General features: G+C 68.0%; 24 protein-coding genes. 7 read left to right on the top strand and 17 right to left on the bottom strand.

Annotated elements, in window-relative coordinates; translation table 11 throughout:
- Positions 1-42 precede the first annotated feature (42 nt).
- The 4 genes from AC07PA_RS07170 (at position 43) to htpX (ending at position 3,893) form a co-directional block, all read left to right on the top strand.
- Positions 43-1,032 (top strand): Bug family tripartite tricarboxylate transporter substrate binding protein, encoded by a 990-nt coding sequence (locus AC07PA_RS07170; protein WP_035204905.1) that lies wholly within the window; start codon positions 43-45, stop codon positions 1,030-1,032.
- Positions 1,033-1,079: 47 nt separating this feature from the next.
- Positions 1,080-2,126, top strand: a complete 1,047-nt coding sequence (gene pyrC / locus AC07PA_RS07165) for a dihydroorotase (RefSeq protein WP_494608585.1) — start codon at positions 1,080-1,082, stop codon at positions 2,124-2,126.
- Entirely contained in the window at positions 2,111-2,854 is a 744-nt protein-coding gene (locus tag AC07PA_RS07160) for a DUF3025 domain-containing protein (RefSeq protein WP_494608586.1), read from the top strand. Before pyrC ends, AC07PA_RS07160 begins: the two co-directional genes overlap by 16 nt.
- Before the next feature lie 163 nt (positions 2,855-3,017).
- Positions 3,018-3,893, top strand: coding sequence for a protease HtpX (htpX, locus tag AC07PA_RS07155; RefSeq protein WP_007857330.1), 876 nt, complete (start codon positions 3,018-3,020; stop codon positions 3,891-3,893).
- Positions 3,894-3,988: 95 nt separating this feature from the next.
- Here the strand turns inward: htpX and AC07PA_RS07150 are convergent, their stop codons facing one another.
- Together AC07PA_RS07150 and AC07PA_RS07145 are read right to left on the bottom strand one after the other, a co-directional pair.
- Entirely contained in the window at positions 3,989-4,687 is a 699-nt protein-coding gene (locus tag AC07PA_RS07150) for an SDR family oxidoreductase (protein ID WP_494608587.1), read from the bottom strand.
- Between the two features lie 50 nt (positions 4,688-4,737).
- Complete coding sequence (locus AC07PA_RS07145) at positions 4,738-5,871, bottom strand: thiolase family protein (RefSeq protein WP_007857332.1); 1,134 nt, start codon at positions 5,869-5,871, stop codon at positions 4,738-4,740.
- A gap of 91 nt (positions 5,872-5,962) precedes the next feature.
- Between AC07PA_RS07145 and AC07PA_RS07140 the strand changes: the two genes are divergently transcribed.
- Entirely contained in the window at positions 5,963-6,544 is a 582-nt protein-coding gene (locus AC07PA_RS07140) for a TetR/AcrR family transcriptional regulator (RefSeq protein ID WP_007857333.1), read from the top strand.
- A 144-nt stretch (positions 6,545-6,688) separates the two neighbouring features.
- Positions 6,689-8,260, top strand: a complete 1,572-nt coding sequence (locus AC07PA_RS07135) for a methyl-accepting chemotaxis protein (RefSeq protein WP_007857334.1) — start codon at positions 6,689-6,691, stop codon at positions 8,258-8,260.
- A gap of 25 nt (positions 8,261-8,285) precedes the next feature.
- Here AC07PA_RS07135 and AC07PA_RS07130 read toward each other — a convergent pair whose 3' ends face one another.
- Positions 8,286-9,338: a GlxA family transcriptional regulator gene (locus AC07PA_RS07130; RefSeq protein ID WP_494608588.1), complete on the bottom strand. Its 1,053-nt coding sequence runs from the start codon at positions 9,336-9,338 to the stop codon at positions 8,286-8,288.
- A 106-nt stretch (positions 9,339-9,444) separates the two neighbouring features.
- On the opposite strand from AC07PA_RS07130, the gene AC07PA_RS07125 reads away from it, so the two are divergent.
- A complete protein-coding gene (locus AC07PA_RS07125; protein WP_494608589.1) occupies positions 9,445-10,788 on the top strand; it encodes an amidohydrolase in 1,344 nt (447 codons plus the stop codon).
- A 9-nt stretch (positions 10,789-10,797) separates the two neighbouring features.
- Here the strand turns inward: AC07PA_RS07125 and AC07PA_RS07120 are convergent, their stop codons facing one another.
- The 14 genes from AC07PA_RS07120 to AC07PA_RS07055 all read right to left on the bottom strand — a co-directional run bounded on the left by AC07PA_RS07120 (position 10,798) and on the right by AC07PA_RS07055 (position 25,891).
- Positions 10,798-11,334, bottom strand: a complete 537-nt coding sequence (locus tag AC07PA_RS07120; RefSeq protein ID WP_494608590.1) for a VUT family protein — start codon at positions 11,332-11,334, stop codon at positions 10,798-10,800.
- A gap of 11 nt (positions 11,335-11,345) precedes the next feature.
- A complete protein-coding gene (locus AC07PA_RS07115) occupies positions 11,346-13,076 on the bottom strand; it encodes an NAD(P)/FAD-dependent oxidoreductase (RefSeq protein WP_494608591.1) in 1,731 nt (576 codons plus the stop codon).
- Between the two features lie 78 nt (positions 13,077-13,154).
- Positions 13,155-14,231 (bottom strand): J domain-containing protein, encoded by a 1,077-nt coding sequence (locus AC07PA_RS07110; protein WP_494608592.1) that lies wholly within the window; start codon positions 14,229-14,231, stop codon positions 13,155-13,157.
- Between the two features lie 57 nt (positions 14,232-14,288).
- A complete protein-coding gene (locus AC07PA_RS07105) occupies positions 14,289-15,353 on the bottom strand; it encodes a lysylphosphatidylglycerol synthase transmembrane domain-containing protein (RefSeq protein ID WP_494608593.1) in 1,065 nt (354 codons plus the stop codon).
- A gap of 10 nt (positions 15,354-15,363) precedes the next feature.
- Positions 15,364-16,611: a cardiolipin synthase ClsB gene (gene clsB / locus AC07PA_RS07100; protein WP_145694640.1), complete on the bottom strand. Its 1,248-nt coding sequence runs from the start codon at positions 16,609-16,611 to the stop codon at positions 15,364-15,366.
- On the bottom strand, positions 16,608-17,375 hold the full coding sequence (locus AC07PA_RS07095) for an endonuclease/exonuclease/phosphatase family protein (protein ID WP_186457762.1): 768 nt from the start codon (positions 17,373-17,375) through the stop codon (positions 16,608-16,610). The genes clsB and AC07PA_RS07095 overlap by 4 nt, the downstream gene beginning before the upstream one ends.
- Positions 17,376-17,534: 159 nt before the next feature.
- A complete protein-coding gene (gene cysK, locus AC07PA_RS07090) occupies positions 17,535-18,452 on the bottom strand; it encodes a cysteine synthase A (RefSeq protein ID WP_007857343.1) in 918 nt (305 codons plus the stop codon).
- Positions 18,453-18,538: 86 nt separating this feature from the next.
- Positions 18,539-19,585: an RNA 3'-terminal phosphate cyclase gene (gene rtcA, locus AC07PA_RS07085; protein ID WP_494608594.1), complete on the bottom strand. Its 1,047-nt coding sequence runs from the start codon at positions 19,583-19,585 to the stop codon at positions 18,539-18,541.
- Positions 19,579-20,436, bottom strand: coding sequence for a nucleotidyltransferase domain-containing protein (locus AC07PA_RS07080; protein ID WP_494608595.1), 858 nt, complete (start codon positions 20,434-20,436; stop codon positions 19,579-19,581). Before AC07PA_RS07080 ends, rtcA begins: the two co-directional genes overlap by 7 nt.
- Positions 20,437-20,506: 70 nt before the next feature.
- A complete protein-coding gene (locus tag AC07PA_RS07075; RefSeq protein ID WP_494608596.1) occupies positions 20,507-21,733 on the bottom strand; it encodes an RtcB family protein in 1,227 nt (408 codons plus the stop codon).
- A 62-nt stretch (positions 21,734-21,795) separates the two neighbouring features.
- Positions 21,796-22,809: a hypothetical protein gene (locus tag AC07PA_RS07070; RefSeq protein WP_494608597.1), complete on the bottom strand. Its 1,014-nt coding sequence runs from the start codon at positions 22,807-22,809 to the stop codon at positions 21,796-21,798.
- A gap of 59 nt (positions 22,810-22,868) precedes the next feature.
- Complete coding sequence (locus AC07PA_RS07065; protein ID WP_494608598.1) at positions 22,869-23,681, bottom strand: hypothetical protein; 813 nt, start codon at positions 23,679-23,681, stop codon at positions 22,869-22,871.
- A 49-nt stretch (positions 23,682-23,730) separates the two neighbouring features.
- Positions 23,731-24,468, bottom strand: a complete 738-nt coding sequence (locus AC07PA_RS07060; RefSeq protein WP_007857348.1) for a hypothetical protein — start codon at positions 24,466-24,468, stop codon at positions 23,731-23,733.
- Between the two features lie 283 nt (positions 24,469-24,751).
- On the bottom strand, positions 24,752-25,891 hold the full coding sequence (locus tag AC07PA_RS07055; protein WP_494608599.1) for a slipin family protein: 1,140 nt from the start codon (positions 25,889-25,891) through the stop codon (positions 24,752-24,754).
- Between the last annotated feature and the right edge of the window lie 224 nt (positions 25,892-26,115).

The raw sequence follows: 26,115 nt of genomic DNA, 5'->3' as shown, positions 1-26,115 counted from the left end.
GTTTCCTGCAAGACCTTGAGAGAAGACCCCGTGAACTCCTTCATGCAACCCAATCGCCGCCATATCCTCAACGCCGGCCTCGGGCTGGGCCTGGCGGGCCTCGCGCCGCTGGCGGCCCGCGCCGACGACAAGTTTCCATCGCGCCCCATCACGCTGGTCGTGCCCTTCCCGCCCGGCGGCTCGGTGGACATCATGGCGCGCCAGTACTCGGAGCCGCTGTCGCGCATCCTGGGTGTGCCCATCGTGGTCGAAAACCGCGCCGGTGCGGGCGGATCGGTCGCCTCGCTGGCCGTGGCACGCGCCAAGCCCGATGGCTACACCCTGGTCGTGTCCTCGCAGAGCAGCCACCTGGCCAACCCGCTGACACAGCCCAAGGTGGGCTACGACCCGATCAAGGATTTCGAGAACATCGCCATCCTGGGCCGCCAGCCCAATGCGCTGGTGGTGCATTCGAGCCTGCCCATCAAGTCCGTCAAGGAGTTCGTCGACTACGCCAAGAAGAACCCGGGCAAGCTCAACTACGGCAGCGGCGGCATCGGCAGCATGGGCCAGCTCAACGTGGAGATGTTCAAGGCCGTCACGGGCGTCTTCACCACGCACATCCCCTACCGCGGCGGCACGCCGCTGATCACCGCCGTGCTGGCCAACGAGGTGCAGTTCATCCTGGACAACCTGGTCATCATGCTGCCGCACGTGCAGTCGGGCAAGGTGCGCGCCCTGGCAGTGGCCTCCGACCAGCGCCTGCCGCAACTGCCCGATGTGCCCACGATGGCCGAGGCCGGCTACCCCGAGCTCAACCTCACCTCCTGGACGGGTCTGGCCGCGCCGGGCGGTACGCCCGACGCCATCGTGCAGACCCTGTACAAGGCCGTGCGCCAGGCGGCCACGGCGCCGGCCATGGTGGCCAATCTCAAGGAGCGCGGCGTGATCGTGCCCGAGGAGATGGGCCCCGCGGCCTTCGAGAAGATGATGGCCGAGCGCATGGTGAAGTTCGGCGACGTGGTGCGCAAGGCCGGCATCACCGCCGAGTGACCTGTGCGGGGCAGGGGGCGGTGGCCGGGAATGGGACAATAGCGCCCATGACCGCAGCAGCCCCCACCAACACCCTCACCATCACCCGCCCCGACGACTGGCACCTGCACGTGCGCGACGGGGAGCCCCTGCGCACCGTGGTGCCGCACACGGCCGCCCAGTTCGGCCGCGCCATCATCATGCCCAACCTGCGCCCGCCCGTGACCACGGCCGAGCAGGCCCTGGCCTACAAGCAGCGCATCCTGGCCGCCGTGCCCGCGGGCGTGCAGTTCGAGCCGCTGATGACGCTGTACCTCACCGACAACCTGCCGCCCGAGGAAATCGTGCGCGCACGCGAAGCCGGTGTGGTCGCGGCCAAGCTCTACCCGGCCGGCGCCACCACCAACAGCGATGCCGGCGTGACCGACCTGCGCAAGACCTACAAGACCCTCGAAGCCATGCAGAAGAGCGGCATGCTGCTCTTGGTGCACGGCGAGGTGACCAGCAGCGACATCGACCTGTTCGACCGCGAGGCGGTGTTCATCGAGCAGCAACTGATCCCGCTGCGCCGCGACTTCCCCGAACTGAAGATCGTCTTCGAGCACATCACCACCAAGGATGCGGCCGATTACGTCAATGCGTCGGACCGCTTCACGGCCGCCACCATCACGGCGCACCACCTGCTCTACAACCGCAACGCCATCTTCATCGGCGGTGTGCGCCCGCACTACTACTGCCTGCCCGTGCTCAAGCGCGAAACCCACCGCGTGGCCCTGGTGCAGGCCGCCACCAGCGGCAGCGCCAAGTTCTTCCTGGGCACCGACAGCGCCCCGCACCCTGCGCACCTCAAGGAGCACGCCAGCGGCTGCGCCGGCTGCTACACCGCCCATGCGGCGATGGAGATGTACGCCGAGGCCTTCGACAACGCGGGCGCCCTGGACCAGCTCGAAGCCTTTGCCAGCTTCAATGGTGCTGACTTCTACGGCCTGCCGCGCAACACCGGCACCATCACGCTGCGCCGCGAATCCTGGACGCCACCGGACAGCTTTGCCTTTGGCGAGGCCGAGCTCAAGCCTTTGCGCGCGGGTGAAGCGCTGCCGTGGCGTCTGGTTTAGAGGCCATCGACTGGGCCGCGGCCTGGCTGGCCCCATGGCGGGTTGCCGGGCAGACCGTGGCGCAGCAGGTATTGCTGCAGGGTGAGCCCGTGCACCAGGCACTGCAATGCACTGCGGCGCCCGTGCAGTTCGTTCCCCAGGATGACCTGCCCGAGGGCGCGGCCTACGAGCAGCACATCTTCGACACCCGCCGCGTGCCCACGCGCGAGAACCTGCACGACTTCTTCAACGGCCTGGTGTGGCTGCATTTCCCGCGGGCCAAGCGGCGGCTGAACGAGTTGCAGGCCGGCGCCATCGCCGCGCACGGGATTGGTGCGGTGCGCGGCCCGCTGCGCGACGCGCTCACCGTGTTCGACGAGAACGGCGCCTTGCTCGATGCGCCCGCGCCGATCTGGCAGGCGCTGCAGGCGCGCGAGTGGACGCGCTTGTTCGTGGACCTGCGCCCACTGTGGCGCGAGACACGGTTGCTGTTGTTCGGCCATGCGCTGCTCGAAAAGCTGGTGGCGCCCCGCAAACCCATCGTGGCCCATGTCTACCGAACCCAGTCCGCTATGGATTCGACAACTGATGCCGACGCCTGGCTGGCGCAGCAGATGGAGCCGGGGCACTGGGCCGGCAAACCCTTCACCCCGCTGCCGGTGCTGGGTGTACCGGGTTGGTGGCCGGCGAATGAAGATCCGCAGTTCTACGCGGACCCGCAGGTGTTCCGCCCCCCTCGCAGCGCCTAATTCCCGTCGGCGACTGTGTGATAAGGGCCTTTTCTCGATTCGCCCTACCATACCGCGACGGGAAACTGCGGCGTGCGGTCCCTGGGAGGCTGGCGCTTGAATCGCGCCGGCCCACCCCCCATCTAGACCGCAGTTCCTTGTCTACCCACGGAGAGAACAGAACATGAAGCGGATTATTTTGTTTGTACTGACCAACCTGGCCGTCGTCGTCGTGCTGGGGGTGGTGGCGAGCCTGCTGGGCGTGAACCGCTACCTCACGGCCAACGGGCTGAACCTGGGCGCGCTGCTCGGCTTTGCGCTCATCATGGGCTTTGGCGGCGCGATCATCTCGCTGCTGATCAGCAAGCCCATGGCCAAGTGGACCTCGGGCGTGCGCGTGATCGACGGCTCCGGTTCGGCCGACGAGCGCTGGATCGTCGAGACCGTGCGCAAGTTCGCCGACCAGGCGAAGATCGGCATGCCCGAAGTCGGCATCTTCGAGGGCGACCCGAACGCCTTCGCCACGGGGGCCTTCAAGAACTCGGCGCTGGTGGCGGTGTCCACCGGCCTGCTGCAGGGCATGACGCGCGAAGAGGTCGAGGCCGTGATCGGCCACGAGGTGGCCCACATCGCCAACGGCGACATGGTCACCATGACGCTGATTCAGGGCGTGATGAACACCTTCGTGGTGTTTCTGTCGCGTGTCATCGGCTACGCGGTCGACAGCTTCCTGCGCAAGAACGACGAGAACAGCTCGGGCCCCGGCATTGGCTACTACGTGACCACCATCGTGCTCGACATCGTGCTGGGCTTTGCTGCGGCCATCATCGTGGCCTGGTTCAGCCGCCAGCGCGAGTTCCGTGCCGACGCAGGTGCCGCCCAACTGATGGGCCGCCGCCAGCCCATGATCAACGCCCTGGCCCGCCTGGGCGGCATGCACCCGGGCGAGCTGCCCAAGAGCGTGGCCGCCATGGGCATCGCCGGCGGCATCGGCAAGCTGTTCAGCACCCACCCGCCCATCGAGGAGCGCATTGCGGCGCTGCAGAACAAGCAGGGTTGATGCACGCACGGCCCGCGCCGTGCTGCTTGGACGGAACCGAAAAAAAGCCGCCGGGTGCACGCCCGGCGGCTTTTTCTTTTTCGGATCGGCGGGCTTCAGCCTGCGTAGGCGGGCGTGGCGCTGGACAGTGATTGCTTCACATGGCGCGTGGTGTCGTCCGCCAGCACTTCGGCGAGGCCTGCTTCCACGCCCTGCAACGCCAGGCGCGCGACGTCGAGCGGTGCGGCCTTGGGGACATCCAGGCCGCGCGCCATGTCGGTGTCCATGTAGGCCACATGCAGGCTGGTCACCTGCGTGCCCTGGCCGCGCAGTTCACTGCGCAGGCCGTTGCTCAGCGACCAGGCGGCCGCCTTGGACGCGCTGTAGGTGGCTGCGCCGGGAATCGTGAGCCAGCTCAGCACCGACAGCACGTTGAGCACCGCGCCGCCGCCGTTGGCCTGGAGCACCGGCGCAAAGGCCTGCGCCACGGCCCAGGGGCCGAAGAAGTTGGTCTCGAACTCGGCGCGGGCCGCCGCCATGGCATCGGGCGTGCCCAGGAAGCTCGATCCACGCGAGATGCCGCTGTTGTTCACCAGCAGCGTCACATCGGGACAGGCGGTCACGGCTGCGGCGATCTGGGCGGGGTTGGTGACATCGAGCTGCACGGGGATGACGCCGGGCAAGGTCACGGTGGCGGGGTCGCGAGCGGCCGCGTAGACCTTGCGGGCACCCGCGGCGAGGGCCGCCTGGGCAAAGGCCAGGCCCAGGCCGCGGTTGGCACCGGTGATGAAGACGACGGAGTTCTGAAGGTTCATGGAAGCAGTCCTTGGAGGAAAAGGGAGGGGGGAGAAGGTGGGCGCGGCGGTCACAGTGCCTGCAGCACCGTGGCAATGCCCTGGCCGCCGCCGATGCACTGCGTGGCCAGCGCGTAGCGCCCGCCCTGGCGCTGCAGCAGGGCGGCGGCCTTGCCGGTGATGCGCGCGCCCGTGGCGCCCAGCGGGTGGCCGATGGCCATGCCGCCGCCGTCGAGGTTGATGGCCTCGGGCTTGAGGCCCAGTTCGCGGATGCAGGCCAGGGCCTGGGAGGCAAAGGCCTCGTTGATCTCGACCACGTCCATGTCGGCCGCGGTCAGGCCGGCGCGGGCCAAGGCCTTGCGCGATGCGGGAATGGGGCCCAGGCCCATGAAGGCCGGGTCCACACCTGCCGTGGCCATGGCCACGATGCGGGCCAGCGGGGCGAGGCCGTGGCGCGCGGCATAGGCCTCGCTGGTCACCAGCACGGCGGCAGCGCCATCGGTCAGCGGCGACGAGGTGCCGGCCGTCACCGAGCCGGTTTCACGGAAGGCGGGCTTGAGTCCGGCCAGGGCTTCGAGCGAAGTGCCGGGGCGGATGCAGCCGTCCTCGGCCACCACCTGGCCGTCGGGCAGTGCGATGGGCACGATCTCGCTGCGCAGCAGGCCGGCCTCGCGCGCGGCGGCGGCCTTGCGGTGTGACTCGAAGGCCAGTTGTTCCTGGTCGGTGCGCGACACCGCATGGCGCTCGGCCACGTTCTCGGCCGTCTCGCCCATGGAGATATAGGCATCGGTCTCTTCGTACAGCACCGGGTGGGGCGAGAAGCTCAGGCCGCCCTGCGGCACCATGGTCATCGACTCGATGCCCAGGCACAGGTAGGCATCGCCGAGGCCGGCCTCGATCTGTGCGGCGGCGATGTGCACCGCCGACATGGACGAGCCGCAAAAGCGGTTCACCGTCATGCCGCCGACCTCGTGCGGCAGCCCGGCCAGCAGCGATGCGATGCGCGCGATGTTGTTGCCCTGCGCGCCCTCGGGGTAGGCGCAGCCGGCGATCACGTCGTCCAGCGTGGCCGGGTCGATGCCGGTGCGCTGCACCAGCTCCTTGATGAGTTCGGCGGCCAGGGTGTCGGGCCGCACCGGGGCCAATGCGCCCTTGCGGGCGAAGTGGAAGGGGGTGCGGGCGTACGCGGAGATCAAGGCTTTCATGGGCAAGTCCCGGTTGGTTAAATGTCAATCGACATGAATAAATATAAATGTCAATCAACATGTAAAATAAGTCAAGCACCAGGAGGCAACCATGAAAGTGACAAGGGCGCAGGCCGAGGCCAACCGCGAACGCATCGTCGATGTGGCAGGCGAGTTGTTCCGCGAAAAAGGTTTCGATGGCATCGGCCTGAACGAGTTGATGCAGGCCGCCGGGCTGACGCGGGGCGGCTTCTATGGGCATTTCGAGTCCAAGGACGAACTGGCCAGCCTGGCATGTGAGCGCGCACTCTCGGCCAACAACCATTACTGGGAGGAGCTGTCTGCCAAGCCGCCGGCCGAGGCGTTGCAGGCGCTGGTGGGCTTCTACCTTTCGGACCTGCACTGCCAGCGCCTGGCCAATGGCTGTGCGATGGCCGCGCTGGCCGGCGATGTGGCCCGTGCCGGTCCTTCGCTGCAGGGTCCCTTCGAGGCGGGTGTCGAGAATTTTCTGCGGGTGCTGGAGCCGCTGATGCAGGCCGATGGCCCGGAAGAGCGCAGGGAGCAGGCCCTGTCCACCTTGTCGCAGCTGGTCGGATCCCTGGTGCTGGCGCGGGCCGTCCGCAGCCCGGAACTGTCGAGGGACCTGCGTGCCGCGGCGGGTGCTGCGGTGATGAGGGAGCACGCGGCTGGATGATTTTGGGGCTTTTGCCAGCCACAGGGATGGTCGGGACCAGATGGGGCTCAAGTCGGTGCCATGGATTGACGATATAAGGGTAAACCCGGGTCATTGACTGTGCGCTGCCCCGGACCTCTTTGACTGAACGAACAGAGTCCCACCATGTCCCTCTCCCAGACGCGTGTCGCGTTCCGCCTGGCCCTGGCCTTTGGCGTCGTCTGCCTTGTCATGTCCCTGTCGGCCGCCGTGGGCATCTGGCGCTTGGCGGAGCTGCAGGACATCGCCGATGACCTGGGCGGCAACTCCTCCGAGCGTGCCCTGCTGGCGCGCGAGCTGCATGCCATCGTGGTGCTCAGCTCGGTGCGCGCCGAGACGCTGCTGGAGATCGACAACCCGGCCTATGCGGCACGCATCGATGCCGACCGCAAAGTCACCTCCGCCCGTTCCAGTGAGGTGCGCAAGCGGCTCGACGAACTGGCCGAAGACCCGCAGTCCCAGCGCCTCTTCGATGCCATCGACAAGGCGGGCAACCAGTTCCGCAGCGTGCGCGACGACCTGGTCAAGCGCCGCAAGGCGGGCGAGGCCCTGCCCGCCGACGCCATATCCGGCAGCCTGCGCCCTGCCGCCGACGCCTATGCGAAGGCGGTGGACGAACTGGCCGAGTACCAGCGCCAGCGCGTGGCCGATGCGCGCGAGGCCGCCCTGCGCAGCGAACGGCAGGGCAAGCTGCTGCTGGCCGCGGGCTCGGCGGTGGGGCTGCTGCTGAGCCTGGTGTGTGCCTGGCTGCTGTCACGCTCTATCCTGCGGCCGCTGGCCCTGGCGTCGGGTGTGACCGACCGTATCGCCGAGGGCGACCTGACCTCGCACATCCCTGCCGTGGATGCCGGCAACCGCGATGAGCTGCAAGCCCTGATGGCCCGCCTGGGGGGCATGCAGGCGCGCCTGGCGACGCTGGTCGTGGGCATGCGCGGGGCCAGCAGCTCGGTGGCCGATGCCAGCGGCGAGATCGCGGCGGGCAACAGCGACCTGTCGGCCCGCACGGAGCAGACGGCCTCCAACCTCGAGGAGATCGCCGCCAGCATGGAAGAGCTGCTGGCCACCGTGCGCCACAGCGCCGATGCCGCCGCGCAGGCCAGCAGCCTGGCGACCGGTGCCAGCGGCGTGGCCCAGCGCGGGCGCGAAGCGGTGGACCGCGTGGTGGGCACCATGGACGGCATCGCCCAGTCCTCGCGCCGCATTGCCGACATCACCAGCGTGATCGACGGCATTGCCTTCCAGACCAACATTCTGGCGCTCAACGCAGCCGTGGAGGCTGCGCGGGCCGGCGAGCAGGGCCGCGGCTTTGCCGTGGTGGCCAGCGAGGTGCGCAGCCTGGCCCAGCGCTCGGCGACGGCCGCCAAGGAGATCGGTGGCCTGATCAGCGACAGCGTGCGCCAGGTGGACGAGGGCTCGGCCCTGGTGCACGCGGCCGGCGGCACCATGGGCGAGATCGTCGACTCCGTGAAGCAGGTGGCGACCATCATTGGCGAGATCAGCACGGCGGCGCGCGAGCAGACCACGGGCCTGAGCCAGGTGGGCGAGGCCGTCTCGCAGCTGGACCAGATGACGCAGCAGAACGCAGCGCTGGTGGAGGAATCCTCCGCCGCCGCCCAGGGCCTGCGCATGCAGGCACAGCAACTGGCCGAGCTGGTGGAAGCCTTCCGCCTGCCGGCCAGCACCATCGGGCTGCGCTGAGCCGGATTGCTCCCTTAGAACCTGTTCAGCCGCCCGCCACGTCCACCCGCCAGCGCCGGCGCGGCGCGCGCAAGGCGTGGCGCTTGCGGTACTCGGCCGGTGGCGTGCCGACATGGCGCACGAAGATGCGCCGAAAGGCGGCAGGGTCTGCGTAGCCGCAGGCCACGGCGATGCTGCTCACGCTCTCCAGCGTCACCTCGAGCATCACCTTCGCACGCGCGCAGCGCAGGGCATGCAGGTAGTCGAGCGGCGACTGTGCCAGCTCGGCCTGGAAATGCCGCAGCAGGGTGCGCGTGCTCACCGAAGCGGCCTGCGCCAGACGTTCCAGCGAATAGGGTTCCTCCAGATGGGCTTCCATCCAGGCGATCGCGCGCGCCAGGGTGCTGTCGCGCGTGGCGGGGATGTGCTGCTGGGCATTGGCCTGCAGCGCCGCCTGCGCGCGCTGGTGGTCGGGCGCCATCACGGTGGCACAGGCCCGGGCCAGTTCCTCGCCGAAGGCGTGGCGCACCAGGGCGATCGCCAGGTCCACCAGGTTGTGGGGCAGGGCGCCGCTGAGCCAGGGGCCATCGTCGGTCCAGTCCCGGCCCGGCACCAGCGCGATGCCGGGAAAGTCGCGCGCAAAGCCGGCCATGTAGAACCAGGGCAGGCTGGCCGTGCGCCCCTGCAGACGACCGCTGGCCGCAGCCAGCCAGGCCCCGTCCCCCATCGTCAGCAGCTTCTGCCCGGCATCCACCGCAATGCCGACCTGGCGCACCAGCGCGGGGTGGCGCGCCACCACCTGGCGGATGGCCGGGATGTCGGCCGCGAGGAACGAAGGGATGAACGTGGCCTGTGCCGGGCCCGCGGTCCCCTCGGCGGGCGGCGCGGCGGCGGTGTACGGGGCCCAGGGCCCAGGCAGGGCGGGCAGGGGTCGGCCGTCGGCGTCGAGAAGCCGCCAGTCCATGCGCGGTGCCTGGTGGCCCGAGCGCAGGCGTGCCAGCAGGTTGGCGCTGCGCAGCAGGTCGATGAAGTGCAGGGCATTGCCCAGGGCGGACTCGGGTACCAGCGGAATGTCGATGCGGAAGGGGGTGGCGGGCATGGCGATATCGGCTTTGCAGATGGCGATTTTCGCTTGTCATGAAACATCTGGCCACTCGTAGCATGAATGCTCGTTCTTTTTTAATCCCCTGCACGGACCCCGCCTCATGCACAAAACCCTCTCGTCGATCGCCATCGCTGCCGGCCTCGTGGCCGGCAACCTGGCACTGCTTACCCCCGCCCATGCCCAGGCACTCGATGCCGCCGGCCTGCAGGCCATCGATGCCGCCGTGAACGGCGTGGCCGGCAAGATGGTCGGCTGGCGCCGCGACATCCATGCCCACCCCGAGCTCTCGGGCCAGGAAGTGCGCACCGCCAAGCTCGTGGCCGAGCACCTCAAGCGCCTGGGCATGGACGTGCAGACCGGCGTGGGCGGCACCGGCGTGGTGGGCACGCTGCGTGGCGGCCTGCCAGGCAAGGTGGTGGCCCTGCGCGCCGACATGGACGCGCTGCCCGTGCCCGAGAACACCAAGCTGCCCTTTGCCTCCAAGGTCAAGGCCACTTACCTGGGCAAGGAAGTGCCGGTGATGCATGCCTGCGGGCACGATGCCCACGTGGCCATGCTCATGGGCGCGGCCGAGGCCCTGGCCGGCATGCGCGCCACGCTGCCAGGCACCATCAAGTTCATCTTCCAGCCCGCCGAGGAAGGCGCGCCCGTGGAAGCCGATGCCAATGGCAAGGTGCCCAGCTTCGGCGCCAAGGCCATGGTGGAAGAGGGCGCGTTGAAAGACGTGCAGGCGATCTACGGCCTGCACATCACGGCCAACCTGCCGGCCGGTGTGGTGGGCTACCGCAGCGGCCCGCTGATGGCAGGGTCGGACAACATCAGCATCCAGGTCGAAGGGCGCGGCGGCCATGGCTCGTCGCCCTGGAACGCGGTGGACCCGGTGGTGGCTGCCAGCCAGGTCGTGCTGGGCCTGCAGACGGTGGTGAGCCGCCAGCTCAACATCAGCCAGGAGCCGGCCGTGATCACCATCGGCTCCATCCATGGCGGCACGCGCTACAACATCATTCCGGACAACGTGGAGCTGCTGGGCACCTTGCGTACCTTCGACGAAGGCATGCGCCAGGAGGCGATCAAGCGCATCACCACCACGGCCGAGTCGATTGCGGCGTCGAGCGGTGCCAAGGCCAAGGTGCGTTTCGGCCCCGTGGCCTATCCCGTGACGTCCAACCCCGCGGCGCTGACCGAGGCCTCGTTGCCCGCGCTCAAGCTGGCCACGGGTGGCAAGGCCATGATCATTCCCAAGGTCAGCGGCTCGGAAGACTTCTCGGAGTTCCAGAAGGTGGCGCCGGGCTTCTTCTACTTCCTGGGCGCGCCACCGAAGGGGGCGGACTTCACCAAGGCGCCGTCCAACCACTCGCCGCTGTTCGACATCGACGAAGACCAACTGCCCGTGGGCGCACGCACCCTGGCGGCGCTGGCGGTCGACTTCCTTCAGCGCAAGTAGGTAGGTGCGTCAGCGCAGCGCTGCTGCCCGGTTGCCGATGAACAGGCGAAACGGCAGCAGCAACGCCACGCCCAGAGTGAGCTTCACAGCCAGGTCGCCCAGGGCCCAGGTGATCCACGGGTCGCTGGTGCCTGCGAAGGCGATGCTCCAGAAAACGGCCGTGTCCAGCATGGCCGCCAGCAGTGTGGCGACCAGCGGCGCGCGCCACCAGCTGCCGTGGCGCAGGCGATCGAAGACGCCGATATCGAGCCACTGCGACAGCAGGAAGGCGGTGCCCGAGGCCACGGCAATGCGCGCTGGCGCCAGCACCAGCGAGGCCGCCACGGCCGCCGCAAACCCCACCCAGGCCACACGCCGCGCCTGCTGCGGGCCATGGCGGCGGTTCACCAGCTCGCTGACCAGGAAGGCCACCGGGTAGGTGATGGCGCCCCAGGTGAGCCAGTCGTTGATGGGAAATTGAACCAGGATGTTGGAGGCCAGCACCACGCCGGCCATGGCCAGTGCAGCGATGGTGAACTGCGCGCGCGTGGGGGCGGTGAACAGCATGGCCACCCGCCTCAAGCAATGCCCAGCATGGCGCGGGCCACGGCCTCGCCGACCTTGATGCCATCGACCCCTGCGGACAGGATGCCGCCCGCGTAGCTCGCGCCTTCCCCGGCCGGATAGAGTCCGCCGGTGTTCAGGCTCTGCAGGTTCTCGCCACGCCCGATCTTGAGCGGCGACGAGGTGCGCGTCTCCACGCCTGTGAGCACCGCATCGTGCATGTCGAAGCCCTTGATCTTGCGGCCGAAGGCCGGCAGGGCCTCGCGCAGCGCCTCGATGGCATAGCCGGGCAGGGCCGCGTGCAGGTCGCCCAGTGCCACGCCGGGCTTGTAGGACGGTTCCACGTCGCCCAGCTGTGTCGAGTCGCGCCCGGCGATGAAGTCACCCACCAGTTGCCCGGGTGCGCTGTAGTCGCGCCCACCCAGCACATAGGCATTGGATTCGAGCTGGCGTTGCAGCACGATGCCCGCCAGTGGGTGGTGCTGGCCGGCCGGCTGCGCTTCGGCTCCGTAGGTGCCGCCCAGGTGCCGCGCGAAGGCTTCGGCGTCCGTGGGGTAGTCCGTGGGGTCGATGCCCACCACCATGCCGGCGTTGGCATTGCGCTCGTTGCGCGAGTACTGGCTCATGCCGTTGGTCACCACCCGGCCGGGTTCGCTGGTGGCGGCCACCACCGTGCCGCCCGGGCACATGCAGAAGCTGTAGACCGCCCGCCCGTTGGCTGCGTGGTGCACCAGCTTGTAGTCGGCCGCGCCCAGCAGCGGGTGGCCGGCATGGCGGCCCCAGCGCGCGCGGTCGATCACGCCCTGTGGGTGTTCCACCCGGAAGCCGATGGAAAAGGGTTTGGATTCCATGGCCACGCCGCGTTCGTAGAGCATGGCAAAGGTGTCGCGCGAGCTGTGGCCCAGCGCCATCACCACGTGGTCGGCACGCAGCTCGGTGGTCTCGCCCGTGGCCTGGTTCAGCACCTGCAGGCCGCGCAGGTGGCGGCGCTCGCCCGTGCCCTCGACGATCACGTCGGTCACGCGCTGCTCGAAGCGGATCTCGCCGCCCAGGGCGATGATCTGCTCGCGCAGGTTCTCCACCACTTTCACGAGCTTGAAGGTGCCGATGTGCGGGTGCGCCACGTAGAGGATCTCCTCGGGCGCGCCGGCCTTGACGAATTCGCCCATGACCTTGCGGCCCAGGTGGCGCGGGTCCTTGATCTGGCTGTAGAGCTTGCCGTCGCTGAAGGTACCGGCGCCGCCTTCGCCGAACTGCACATTGCTCTCGGCATGCAGTTCACGCTTGCGCCACAGGCCCCAGGTGTCCCGGGTGCGCTCGCGCACCGGCTTGCCGCGTTCCAGCACGATGGGCTTGAAGCCCATCTGCGCCAGCACCAGCGCGGCGAAGATGCCGCAGGGCCCGAAGCCCACCACCACCGGGCGCAGCGGCAGGTCGGCGGGCGCCTGGCCCACCGGCTGCCAGGCCATGTCGGGTGTGGGCTGGATGTGCGGGCGACCGGCATGCCGGGCCAGCAGTGCGCCCTCGCCCGAAGGATCGGCCAGAGTCAGGTCGATGATGTAGACCGCCAACAGGTCGGCCTTGCGCGCATCGAAGCTGCGCTTGTGCACCTGCACGGCGGCGATGTCGGTCGGGGCGATGCCCAGGATCTGGACGGCCTGGGCGCGCAGCGCGTCCAGCGGGTGCTCGGCGGCGTCGGCCGGCACGGCTGCCAGCGGCAGCTTGAGTTCGGAAAGGCGGATCATGGTCTTGCAGGCCCGTGTCGATCGGGCGGTGGCAATGTCGTGGGGCTGGTATTTTAAAGGAGGCGGTCCTGCCAGGTGCTAGTCGCCGTTCAACAGGTCTTCGCGCTGGGCCTTGAGCCACTGCTTCAGGTAGTCGTTGTCGTCCATCGCCTGCACCTCCCGCCGCAGCAACGGAATGTCATGCTCCAGCGCCTGGATCTGGCTGCGCAGCTGGGCCATCAGCTGACCGGGCTGCAGCTTGCGCCGCGAGGTGCTGCCGAGTTGTTCGCGCATGCTGGCCTCCAGCGTGGCCACCTCCTGCTGCAGCTCGGCTAACTGGTCGGTGAGCACCTGGTTGTAGCGCTGCAGGTGTGTGTCACCCACGGTGGCCATGTGCTGTGCGTCGATCTGCTCCACCTCGAGCTGCAATTGCAGTAGGTCGAGCAGGCTGCCTGCGGCGTAGGCCAGGTTCACGCGCTGCATGAGCGCGGTCTTGCGCAGGCGCTCGGCCTCGTCGGGCTCGCGGTCGGGGTGCAGGGCGCTGGCCAGTTTGCGGTACACCGAGCGCACCGACTGGCTGGCCTCCTGCGCAGCTTCCTGCTGCTGGCGCTGCTGCGCGCTGGGTTTGCGGGCCCGGCGGGCATGGTGGCGCTCGCGCTCCTGCTGCGCGCGCGCCTGACGCGCCTGCATTTCCTCCTCCACGCGGCGCACGATGTCCTCGGGCGATTCCGGCCCGCCGGGCGGCGCAATCTGCAATGCGTCCGGGGTGTCGGGCACATCCGCAAGCTGCTCCTGCGCATACTGGGCCTGCAGCGCCTGCATCGCAGCGCGGGTGGCCGGGTCGCGCACGTTGTCGGCCAGGTCCCGGGCCAGCCGGGCGATCACGGCATGCAGATCGCGCAGCAGCGTGCGGCCCAGGCCCTTGCGCGCCGAAGCTTCGACCAGGGCGTTGACCAGGGCGGCGTGCGCGGCGTAGTACCTCTCAAGCAGGGGTGCCACGTCCTTGGCGTAGCGCTGGTGGTAGGCGTCGATGGCCTGGTTCCAGGCGGCGAGGATGGCGCGCTGGTCGGCGATCTGGGCCAGCAGCGCATTGAACGACTGCTGCGCGGGGGTGAGCGATGGGTCACCAGGCTGGCGGCCGATGCGCAGCGGCGTGGCGGCGGGAGAAGGGGGCATTGGAGGTGCAAAGGGGAGGCGAAGGCCCCCGGATTTTGCCTGCACGGCCCAGGCGGGTCAGACCGTGCGGCTGCCGCCCTGGTGGTGGCGCCAGCGCAGCTCCACCAGGCCAAAGGCCAGGGCGGCCAGGACCAGCGGCGCAAAGAAGTACAGACTGCGGTAGGCCAGGATGGCGGCCAGTGCCTGCGGCGCCGGCATGTAGGCCGACAGCACGGCCGTGCCCACGGCTTCCAGCACACCGAGGCCTGCGGGAATGCGCGAGATCAAGCCCGCAACGGCCCCGAGCAGCACGGTGGCCAGGGCCGCCACATAGGGCACCTGCTGCTGCGTGAGCAGCCAGATGGCGCCGGCCATGACCATCCAGTTCACCGCCGACAGCACCAGCTGCAGCAGCCCGACGGACCAGTGCGGCATGGGAAAGGCATGCCCGCGCAGCGTGATCGGTTCCCCCCGGCGCAGCACGCAGACCACGAGGTACAGCCCGGTCACCGCGGCCATGGCGCTGCCGATCCAGCGCAGCTGGTGGCCGGCCATGTCCCAGCCTTCGGGCAGCTGGGGTGTCCAGAGCCAGAATACGGCGCCCGCGAGCACGAAGTAGCCGAGCCAGTTGGTGATGATGCTGATGGCCACCACCTGGCCGATGTCGCCCACCGACAGCCCCTGGCGCGAGTACAGCCGGTAGCGCACGGTGACACCGCCGATGAGCGAGCCCAGGTTGAGGGTGAACGGGTAGGCGATCAGCGTGGTGCCCACCGTGCGCGCCACCGGCAGGCCGTGCCGGGTGTAGTAGCGCCCGAACAGGTCGAAGGTGCTGTAGATGCCATGGCTGGCGAAGGCCAGCGCGGCGCCGCCCAGCAGCGCGGTGCTGGGCAACTCGACCAGCGCATTCCATACGGCGCCCCAGTCCACGGTGCGTGCCTGCCGGAACAGCAGGGCCCCGATCAGCAGCACGAATGCGCCCGTGACCAGCGTGATGGCCCAGGGCCACCAGCGGCTGTTGCGCAGGGTGTTCCAGCGGCTGGGGGCTGCCGGGGCTTCCTTGCGCGCGCCCGGCCTGTGGGCCGGGGCCGTGGGCGCTGGCGTGGCGGTCCCGCGCAGTGAATGGGTGGCGGGCGCGCTCATGGCCGGTATCCTAGGTGGCCGACGCCGCCTGGGGGTTGTCCGTGCGCAAGGCCTCGGCCTGCTCCTGGGCCTTGACCAGCGAGATGGTGGGCTCGTGGCGCGGCAGCCAGCCGGCCCATGCCGGAAACCAGCGCATCAGGTGGAACACGCAGTAACTGCGCACCAGGCGCAGCCCTTCCCACGGCCCCTTGGGCGAGGGCTCGACCTGCTTGCAGCAGTTGTCCATGAGGTGGGCCATGCGGCTGTACAGCGTGGCGTTGAACGCGCGGTCGCGGATGATCACGTTGGCTTCCAGGTTCAGCGACAGGCTCAGCGGATCGAGGTTGCTCGATCCCACGGTGGACCATTCGTCGTCCACCAGCGCCACCTTGCCGTGCAGCGGGCGGTCGCAGTATTCATAGATGCGCACACCGGCGCGCAGCAGATGGTCGTAGAGCAGGCCGGCGGCCGTCTTCACGATGGGCATGTCGGGCTGGCCCTGCAGGATCAGGCGCACGTCCACACCCCGCCGCGCGGCCCGGCGCATCTCGCGGATGAAGCGGTAGCCCGGGAAGAAGTAGGCATTGGCGATCACCACGCGCTTGCGCGCCGAGCGCAGGGCGATGCGGTAGTGGCGCTCGATGTCGTTGGTGTGGTCGTGGTTGTCGCGGGTGACGAAAATGGCGTGCGCGGTGCCCGCATACGGCTGGCCGCGCGCCGGCAGCGCCTTGGCACGGCTGCGGCGGCGCTCTGCGGGGCTGAGAACGGCCTCGTGCGTGTACTGGTGCATCTGCGCGACGATGGGGCCGCGCACTTCCACGGCATAGTCCTGCTTGGCTTCCGGGCCGAAGTCGGCCACATGGTCGGCCGAGTAGTTGATGCCGCCGATGAAACCGTGCTCCCCATCCACCACCACGATCTTGCGGTGCATGCGGCGCAGCATGTTCAGGCGCTGGCCCAGCACCCGCTTGCCAGGATCGAAGATGCGAAAGTGCACGCCGGCCTGCACCAGCGCATCCAGGTATTGGTCCGGCAGGTCGGGCGAGCCGAAACCGTCCACCAGCACATGCACCTGCACGCCACGTTGCGCTGCGGCGAGCAGCACGGCATGTAGCTCCTGGCCGATCTTGTCGTCGAACAGGATGAAGGTTTCGAGCATGACCTCGCGGCGCGCCTTGGCTATGGCCTCGAACACCCGGGGGAAGAAGTCCTCCCCGTTTTCGAGCAGCTCGAACTGGTTGCCCGGTACCCAGCGCGATGACTGCGAGGCCCGGCTCATAGCGAAATCTCCGCGGCCAGGGGGGCGTGGTCCGAGAGCTTGTCCCAGGGCTTCTTGGGCAGGTGCAGCGGCGCATGCACAGCGGCATTGCGCACATAGATGCGGTCCAGCGCCAGCAGGGGCATGGAGGCCGGAAAGGTGCGCACCGCGCGCCCGGTGGATTGCACGAACACCTCGTGCAGGCCGGCGCGGTCGCGCAGGATCTCGTGCGCGCGGCCGCGCCAGTCGTTGAAGTCGCCGGCCACGACCACGGGCTCCTCGGGATCGAAGGTGTTCACCAGATCGCACACGCTGCGCAACTGGCGCTGGCGGTGCGCCTCCTGAAGACCCAGGTGCACGCAGATCGCATGCACGGGGCTGTGGTGGTTGGGCGGCTGCAGGATGCAATGCAGCATGCCGCGCCGCTCCGGCCCGCTCACCGAGATGTCATGGTTCTCGTAGTGGGTGATGGGAAACTTGGACAGCAGCGCATTGCCGTGGTGGCCGTTGTCGTACACCGCATTGCGGCCATAGGCGAATTGGGTCCAGATGGTGTCCGCCAGGAACTCGTAGTGGGGCTCCTGCGGAAAGTTCTCGACCCGGCCTGCATGGCGGTGGTGCGTGCCGAGCACTTCCTGCAGGAACACGAGGTCCGCGGACACGTGGCGCACGGCATCGCGCAACTCGTGCAGCATGAAGCGCCGGTTGAAGGTGGTGAAGCCCTTGTGCACATTCACGGTCAATACCTTGAAGGCAATGGGCTGGGATGCGGAGGTGTGCGCCATGGAAACAATCTGAAAAGGGTGCCGCACCGCGGCGGTGCGTGCCCCCTCGGGCATGCGCCGTCAGGGGTTGTGCCTTGATTGTTCCGGCCCGTGGCCGGGGCTTCTGTAGGACGGCTTGCCGTCAGCGCGTGCAGCGGCGGCCCAAAGCGCGGGCCCAGGTCAGGCGGGCAGGAAGCCTTCGACCGACAGGTAGCGCTCGCCCGTGTCGTAGTTGAAGCCCAGCACGCGGGCGCCCACGGGCAGCTCGGGCAGCTTCTGGGCAATGGCGGCCAGCGTGGCACCCGAGGAGATGCCCACGAGCATGCCTTCCTCGCGTGCGCAGCGGCGCGCGTATTCGCGTGCGGGCTCGGCATCGACCTGGATCACGCCGTCGAGCAGGGTGGTGTCGAGGTTCTTGGGCACGAAGCCCGCGCCGATGCCCTGGATGGGGTGGGGTGAGGGCGCGCCGCCCGAGATCACCGGCGAGGCCGAGGGCTCCACCGCGAACACCTTGAGCTGTGGAAATTTCGCCTTGAGCACGCGCGCCACGCCGGTGATGTGGCCACCCGTGCCCACGCCGGTGATGAGGGCGTCCAGACCATCGGGGAAGTCCTGGAGGATCTCCTGCGCCGTGGTGCGCTCGTGCACGTCGATGTTGGCGGGGTTCTCGAACTGCTGGGGGATCCAGGCGCCGGGCGTCTGGGCCAGCAGTTCCTGGGCGCGGGCGATCGCGCCCTTCATGCCCTTCTCGCGCGGGGTCAGGTCGAACGTGGCGCCGTAGGCCAGCATCAGGCGGCGGCGCTCGATGCTCATGCTGTCGGGCATCACCAGCACCAGCTTGTAGCCCTTGACGGCGGCCACCAGCGCCAGGCCGATGCCGGTGTTGCCCGAGGTGGGCTCGATGATGGTGCCGCCGGGCTGCAGCGCGCCCGAGCGCTCGGCGTCTTCCACCATGGACAGGGCAATGCGGTCCTTGATCGAGCCGCCGGGGTTGCCGCGCTCGGCCTTGACCCAGACATTGGCCGCGCTGCCGAACAGGCGGTTGATGCGCACGTGCGGCGTGTTGCCGATGGTCTGCAGAATGTTGTCGACTTTCATGGCGTCTCCTGGTCAAGAAAAGGGTGGGTGACAGTGCAAGGCGGCATTGTGGCCCAGTCCGGCCTTCTCCCGCACGGCCGCACCTGCTACGCCGGGCTCACCCGCACCAGAACGCTGCCGCCTGCACCCGGCTCTGTCGCCACCCGCACCGGCAGGCAGGCATTGATCACCGCCGAATTCGTGCGCGTGTGGTCCGTGAGCTCGCTCGCCGTGTAGCGGGCCTCCTGCCCCGTGCGCCACACGGCCAGGGCCAGCGGCAGCATCCACTGGTCGGCCAGGTGGGGGCCGGTGGCTGCGGTGCTGCGCTCGTAGGCCTGCACCTCCTCGGCCAGCTTGCGCGCCACGGTCTCGGCCGACAGGCCGCGTTCGCCGAACTGGCAGAACACCTCGGTCACCTGCGCGTACTCCAGCGTGGCCATCAGCACATTGCCCGGCCCTTCGTGCTGGCGCACGCCGGGCGCGCGCAGCTGGCCGGCCTCCAGCGTCCAGCCCAGGCGCCGACCCAGTTCCTCCAGCTCGCGTGTGGCCACGCTGCGCGCCAGGCCGGGTGCCAGGGCCTCGGCCCAGGCGGCCACGGGCGCCCCGCGTTCCACCAGATCGAACGGAGTGAGGGCCTGCGTTGCCGGCGTGATCTGCGCGTGCAGCAGCCCGCCACCGGCCGGGTAGAAGCCGCGCCGCTCCAGCGCCAGTTCCAGTCCTACGCCCAGCCGCGCAAGCAGCGGCGCATACGCGCGCTGCAGAAAGTCGAACGGCGGCGCCATCGGGTTGTGCGTGCCGCCCGCCAGCTGGATGCGGCTGGGCCCGTCGGCCAGCATCAGCGCGGGCAGCACGGTCTGCAGCACCAGCAGGCAACTGCCTGCGCCGGCGATGCGGAAGGTGTAGTCCCCCGCACGCACCGCATCGGGCGTGAACTGCAGCGACTGCGAGCCCAGCTCCGCCCCTTGGGCCTGCCCGCCGCTGACCTGCACCGCTGCCTGCACGCAGGCCAGGTGCTGGCGCATCAGCCCGGGCTTGGCACGCCCGGCGCGGATGCGCTCGATGTGCAGCGGCCGGCCCGTCACCATGGACAGCGCCAGGCCGGTGCGCAGGATCTGGCCGCCGCCTTCGCCCTGGGAGCCGTCGAGCTTCAGCATGGTGCCTCCTGCGATGGGGGCGCGTTGAAGCGCAGCACGGTGTCGTGCAGCAGGGTGTCGAGCGCGCCATGGCCCGGCACGGGCAGGGGCTGCACCGGCTCGGCGGCGTTGCGCGCCAATTCGGCTTCGATGAAGGCGTGGATGCCGGGCCAGCGCGGGCTGGTCGCGGACTCTCCCGCGCGCATCTTCACCTCCAGCAAGGCGTTGATCTCGGCGATCAGCGCGGCGTCGGCCACCGGGTCCAGCGTGTGCTGGGCCAGTTCGGCAAAGCGCATGGGCGGCACGCCAGGGCGCGCACGTATCCAGCGCGCGGCCAGCAGCGGGCGCAGCACGTAGAGGTACTTCTTGTAGCGCACCTCGTCGGCCTGCAGGTGCTCGCGGAAGTTCTTCTTGGCCATGGAGGCGTAGTGGTGCCAGCCTTTGGCGTTGGAGAACACGGTCTCGGCCAGCGCACGAAAACGCTCCATGGTGCCGGCGTCCTCGCGGTAGACCACGGGCGAACGCAGCCATTCGAGCAGCGTGGGGTTGGACTCGCGCATCAGACCCAGCGCCTTGCGCAGGTCCCAGCCGTTGATGTCCAGGTCGCCACTGATCGGCACCTCGATCACGTCGCGCCCCGGGGCCACGGTGAGGTACCAGGGCAGCCGGTTCACGTAGATGAAGCGCACGTCGTAGTCGCTGTCGGGCGAGGCAAAGCCCCAGCCCCGGCTGCCCGACTCGCAGGCGAAGAGGATGGTGACCTGGTGCTGTGCCTCGATGGCGCAAAGGTTCTCCATGATCTGCACGCGCATGGCGGGATCGATGGGGTGGGCCGATTGCAGGAATTCTTCCAGTTGCTGTTCTTTGTGCATGTGCTGATGCCGGCGCTGGTCTGGCCAGCGCCGGCTCCGTTCAATGGTTGCCGGGGAGGTGCAAAGGGGTCTATCCCTTCACGCACACCACCTGCTTGAGCGTGTAGACCACCTCCACCAGGTCCTGCTGGGCGGCCATCACGGCGTCGATGTCCTTGTAGGCCATCGGGATCTCGTCGATCACGTCGGCGTCCTTGCGGCATTCCACGCCCTCGGTGGCGGCGATCTGGTCGGCGATGGTGTACATCTTCTTGGCCTTGGTGCGGCTCATCTTGCGGCCCGCACCGTGGCTGCAGCTCATGAAGCTCTCGGGGTTGCCCTTGCCGCGCACGATGAAGCTCTTGGCGCCCATGCTGCCCGGGATGATGCCCAGCTCGCCGGCCTTGGCGCTCACGGCACCCTTGCGGGTGACGAGCACGTCCTCGCCGAAGTGGGTCTCGCGGCTCACGTAGTTGTGGTGGCAGTTCACCGCCTCCACATGCGCCTCGAACGGCTTGGTGATCACCTTGCGGGCGGCCGCGATCACGCGCTGCATCATCACCTCGCGGTTGGCGCGCGCGAACTTCTGCGCCCAGCCCACCGCACGCACGTAGTCGCCGAAGTACTTGGCGCCTTCCTCGAAGTAGGCCAGGTCCTGGTCGGGCAGGTTGCGCTGGTGCAGCTCGGCATCCTTCTTGGCCAGCTCGATGAAGTGCGTGCCGATGGCATTGCCCACGCCGCGCGAACCCGAGTGCAGCATGAACCACACGCTGCCGTGCTCGTCCAGGCAGACTTCGATGAAGTGGTTGCCGGTACCGAGCGTGCCCAGGTGCTTGTGGTTGTTGGTGTTGCGAAAGCGCGGGTAGTCCTCGCAGATCGCGTCGAACTCGCCCTTGAGCGCGGACCAGGCCACATCGGTCTCGTCGGGCGGCGTTTCCCACGCACCCTTGTCGCGGCCCATGCGGCGCGGGTTGCTGCCGTGCGGCACGGCCTTCTCGATCGCCGAGCGCAGCGGGCCCAGGTTGTCGGGCAGGTCGTTGGCGTGCAGCGTGGTCTTGCAGGCCATCATGCCGCAGCCGATGTCCACGCCCACCGCGGCCGGGATGATGGCCTTGAAGGTCGGGATCACCGAGCCCACCGTGGCGCCGATGCCGTAGTGCACGTCGGGCATGGCTGCCACGTGCTTGAACACGATGGGCAGGCGTGCCGCGTTCTCCAGTTGCCTCTGGGCCTCGTCTTCGACGGGGACGCCCTGGGTCCACATCTTGATGGGGACGCCGTTTTCCACGGGCTTGTAAATGTAGTTGTTCTTTTGCATGTTGCTTTCCTTGTCTTTCTCTTCTGTCTTTACCGGGTGGCCAGTTCGGCCAGATTTGCCCTTCAGGCCACGTGCAGTGCGGTCTTGCGGATCTTGCTGCCGTGGCGGTCGATCCGACGCCAGCTGCTGTTGTCGTTCATCGTGATCCATCGGCGCTCCTCGGCGCGGTAGAACCAGTCCTTGTCCTGTTGGTAGAAAACCTGTGCGCCTTGTGTTTCCCAGATGTTGACGATTTCGTTGCCATGGGCGCGGAACTCGTCGAAGTCCGTCGTGGCCTTCTGGCCCATCTCGCTGTAGCAGCCATTGAGCTGCAGCAACAGGCGATTGACGTCGTCGGGCAGACGCTCTGCCTTGAGACCGATCTTCACGGCCTCATCCATGAGGATGGGGTAGCTGTGGGAGGGGTACTTGGAATTGAGCGTTGTGGCAATCAGTTCCGCCGTTTCTTCCTTTTCGATGTGGTAGCTGAGCAGTTCGCGGCACAGCATGATGGACAGCGACTCCGCGCGATCCACCGCACCGATGACCAGCGGGTGTACGTACTGGAACAGCGACTTGTAGGCGTTGTCCATGGTCTCGCCCTGTTGTTCGCGCCACAGACGAATGACGCGCTGCAGTTCGTTCAGGCTCACGCTCACGCGGTCATTGTCCCTGTCCAGCGGCGACAGCGCGTGGCTGAGTGAGGTGTCGACCGCCGTGAGATAGGCCGTCGGGCCCATCAGGATGCGGTCAGCGCCCAGCGCGATCATCGTGGCGGCGGAGGCGCACTCCAGCGGAACCAACGCCACCAGGCGTCGGCAGTGCTGGCGCAGCAGGTTCACCAGGCGCAACGACACCTGGCCGCTGCCACCATCGGATTTCAGGAACAGGTAGATCGTCTCGTGCTGGCCCAACTTTCCAAGGATGTCGTAGAGGGCCACCACGTCGGAGTGGCAGACCGAGCCCCGGGGGCTGTTCCAGTAGCTGATGACAGGGCCGCCAAGCAGCACCGTGAGTTGGCCGATCACCGCTTGTGTCTTGCTGAAGAGCACGGGAGGCTGCTTGATCTTGATGTCTTTCTTGGCTTGGGCTTCCATGGTGTCCGTTTCCATTCGTTGTTCTTGGGGTGGGGCTTCAGGGCGCCGCACAGTCTTCTTCATCCACAGACCAGATCGAACACCGCTTCTAGGATCTGCCGCGGACCCATGCAGTTGCCGCAGGTGCAGTGCGCGGGCGGACCCATGGCGCTCGTGTCCATCGCCAAGATCTGCTGTGCGAATCGCTGGCGGTTGCCTTCATCGAGCAGCCAGGCCTTCATGGTTTCGCGAAAATCCGGCTGGTCTTCCGCAAAAGCGTTCTGGATCTCGTGTTGGCCCCAGAAATCCCAGTAGCTGGCATTCGCATAGTGCTGCACGGCGCTTTCCCGCTCGTCCGCCAGCCAGTGGGCCAGCAGCGGGGCGATGGACACGCCGCCCTTGTGGAACATCAGCAGGATATCGAACGCATTCGCGCCGTCGAACGGGCTGGCCTCGCGCCCGGTAGAGCCCAGGCCCTCGCGGAAGAAGGCCAGTGCGAAGGCGTCCACGGCGGCACGTTCCTTGGGCGACAGTGCATCTGCGGGGCATTTGCCCAGCCGGTCCAGGTACAGCTCGGTCGAATGGTGCAACTCCTTGCCCTGGGCCAGCAGCTCCAGCATGCGGGGCAGGAAGTACAGCAGCTCATCCGCAGGTTGCTCGCTGCTCTTGGCCGAGCCGTTGTACTCGTAAAAATGCCGGTTGGTGACCTGGCGCAGCGGCAGGCGGCGCATCTCGCGCTCCATGGCCTCGTCCATGCAGCAGGCGATGCACACATCCAGCATCTGCGTCGGCGCGCGGTGGTGCTGGAAGGCGGCATACGCGGCATCCACCGCCTCGCGCAGGGCGGGTGGCAGGGTCGTGGCTTCCTCTTCAGCGATTTGACGGGCTTCCATCGTCGTACTCTCCATGGCGTCTTGTGCGCCGTGCTGTCATCCATCGCATCTACTGCACCATTCCCAGGGCGGCAGCGCGTGCATAGTTCTTCAGTTCCTCGTCGTGCGCCGGCACGCTGCGGATGAATAGCTCCACCCGTTCCTGCAATTCCCTCGGGCGCTGCAGATAGCGGCCCTCGTGGCCGATGCCATGCAGGGCAGAGACCTGTACCTCGCGGCAGGGCACCTCCAGCATGTGGCAGAACACAGCCCACATCGCATCGCGCCATTCAGGAACTTCTTTGACATTCCAGAACGTCGGCCACACGTCGAACCACATGTAGCAGGCAAAGTGCAGCCGGTCGCTGCCGCTGCCGATGGCCGCTTGCACGTGGGCCATGCGCGGTGCGAAGCATTCGCTCCACAGGCGCGGGAAGGCCTGCATCATGCGCATCGCATCCGCCAGCGGAACCGATGGGTCTAGCACCATGGCCGGTATGTCGCCGGCGTTGTTGCTCATCACATGCGTGAGGCCCATGCCCACCTGCTCGTCGCTGTAGGGCGCGAGATCGGTGCCCGCGTTGGCGAACAACACGGTCTGGATATGCGTCCACTGCAAGGGCGTGGCCTGAAAATCCGGCCCATCGTTGTCCCAGTACCACTCCTGCTCCTTCTTGCCCGGCACGGGCCGGTCGAAGAGGTAGCGGACGGCGTCGGCATACAGCGTGGCATCGAGTCCCAGGGACCCGGGTGTCACTGGCAACGGCGCCTGCCTTGCCAGTCGTTTTTCACGTGCAGTCTGTTTCATGGCGTTCCTCTTTTACTTCTTTCTCTGTTTGGTGGACGCGACGGGATTCGAACCCGCATCTTTGCAGCGACCAGGGTGCTTTACTCCGCTGGCCCAGTGAACGGTTGGAAACGCGCGCCAGTGGCAGACCCGTCATCGGAGCCAGCACCTGCATCCTCAACCTTGCCCGTTCACCGACTCTCCCGCTGCACTCGGTGTTACCCGACCTGCCGGCAATAACAACATTTTTGGCAGTGGCGCTCCCTTCTGTGCCAGCGCGCCCGTATTCCTCTTGGCTCTTTGCTCAGCGCAGCTTCACCAGGCCGTTGAGCACCTGGTCCAGGCCGCCGAACACCGAGATCTTGTCGATGCGCTCGGCCACGCGCTCCAGCGTTTCCAGCTCCTTCATGCGCAGGGCGACGGGGTTGTCCTCCATCACCTTGGCGGTGTTGAGGAGCGAGCGCGTGGCGGCCGTTTCCTCGCGGCGGCGGATCACGTTGGCCTGGGCCTGCTTCTCCGCCTGCACCACCTGGGTCAGGATGGCCTTCATGTCTCCAGGCAGCACGATGTCCTTCACGCCGGCGCTCTCCAGCGCAATGCCGTAGGGCGCGAGCTTGGCGGCCATGTGGGCACCCACCACCTCGTCGATCACCGTCTTGTTCTCCAGCAGCTCATCGAGCGTGCGGGTGCCCACGGCGGCGCGCAGCGCGAACTGCAGCTCGCGGTACAGGTGCTCCGCAGGCTTTTGCAACTGGCTCCAGGCGCGCAGCACGTCGGTGTAGCGAAAAGTGGCGCTCAGGTTGATGCGCAGGCCCACCTTGTCGCGGGTCATGATGTCCTGGCCCGAGACTTCCACCGACTGCAGGCGCAGGTCCACCTGCTCCACCGCCACCGTGCGGCCGTACTTCCAGAAGGCGTACGCACCTGCGGCGAGCAGGCGCTCCACCTTGCCGTCCACCGTCAGCAGCGCGCAGGACGACTCGGGCACCTGCACCTGCAGCAGGCCGGCCAGGCCGGTCACCGTGCGGTGGCGCAGCTGGGGCTGCGTCAGGCGCGCCACCAGTGCAGCAGGCAGTTCGGGGCCGGCGTTCAGGTCGATCACCTGCACGGACACCTCCACCTGGCCCTTCCAGTACAGGCGGCGGGTGCCAGGGGGCAGGATCTCTACCAGTACGCCGTTCTCGCTGCGCAGGCCCACTTCGTTCTCGGCCAGCTCCACGCGCACGAATTCGGCGGCCACCACCTCGGGCTCACGGGCCATCAGGTAGTCGGCCAGGGCGTGGGTGAAGGCGGGTTGTTCCAGCGCGAAGGTCTCCACGCGCAGCTGGTCCAGGCCGGCAAACAGCCAGTGCGTGCCGCTGTGCAGCACACGGTCGAAATCGCCATTGCGCAGCAGCAGGGCGCGTTCGTTTTTCTTGACGGTGGTGCGTTGGATCTTCAGCATGTGTCTACCCTCGTTCTTTCTTTTTTCAATGTCGTTGGTCGCCGCATCAAACTTCTTGCAAAGGGGCCGTTACAGCGGGGCAGTGGTCCCAGGGGGCGCGGCTCGGGCCCTGCAGTGCGCCGTGGCGGCGGCCCCGAGGGCCTTCGCTTGGGCTGGCTGCGGGCGCGGGCCGTGCCGGGTGCTGGCACAAACCGCCACCGCTGACGGGGCAATGGCTTGCAGGC

The organism is Acidovorax sp. GW821-FHT09B03 (assembly GCF_059418305.1).
Note: the sequence above shows the minus strand (reverse complement) of the source record. Positions and strands in the feature narration are given on the sequence as shown.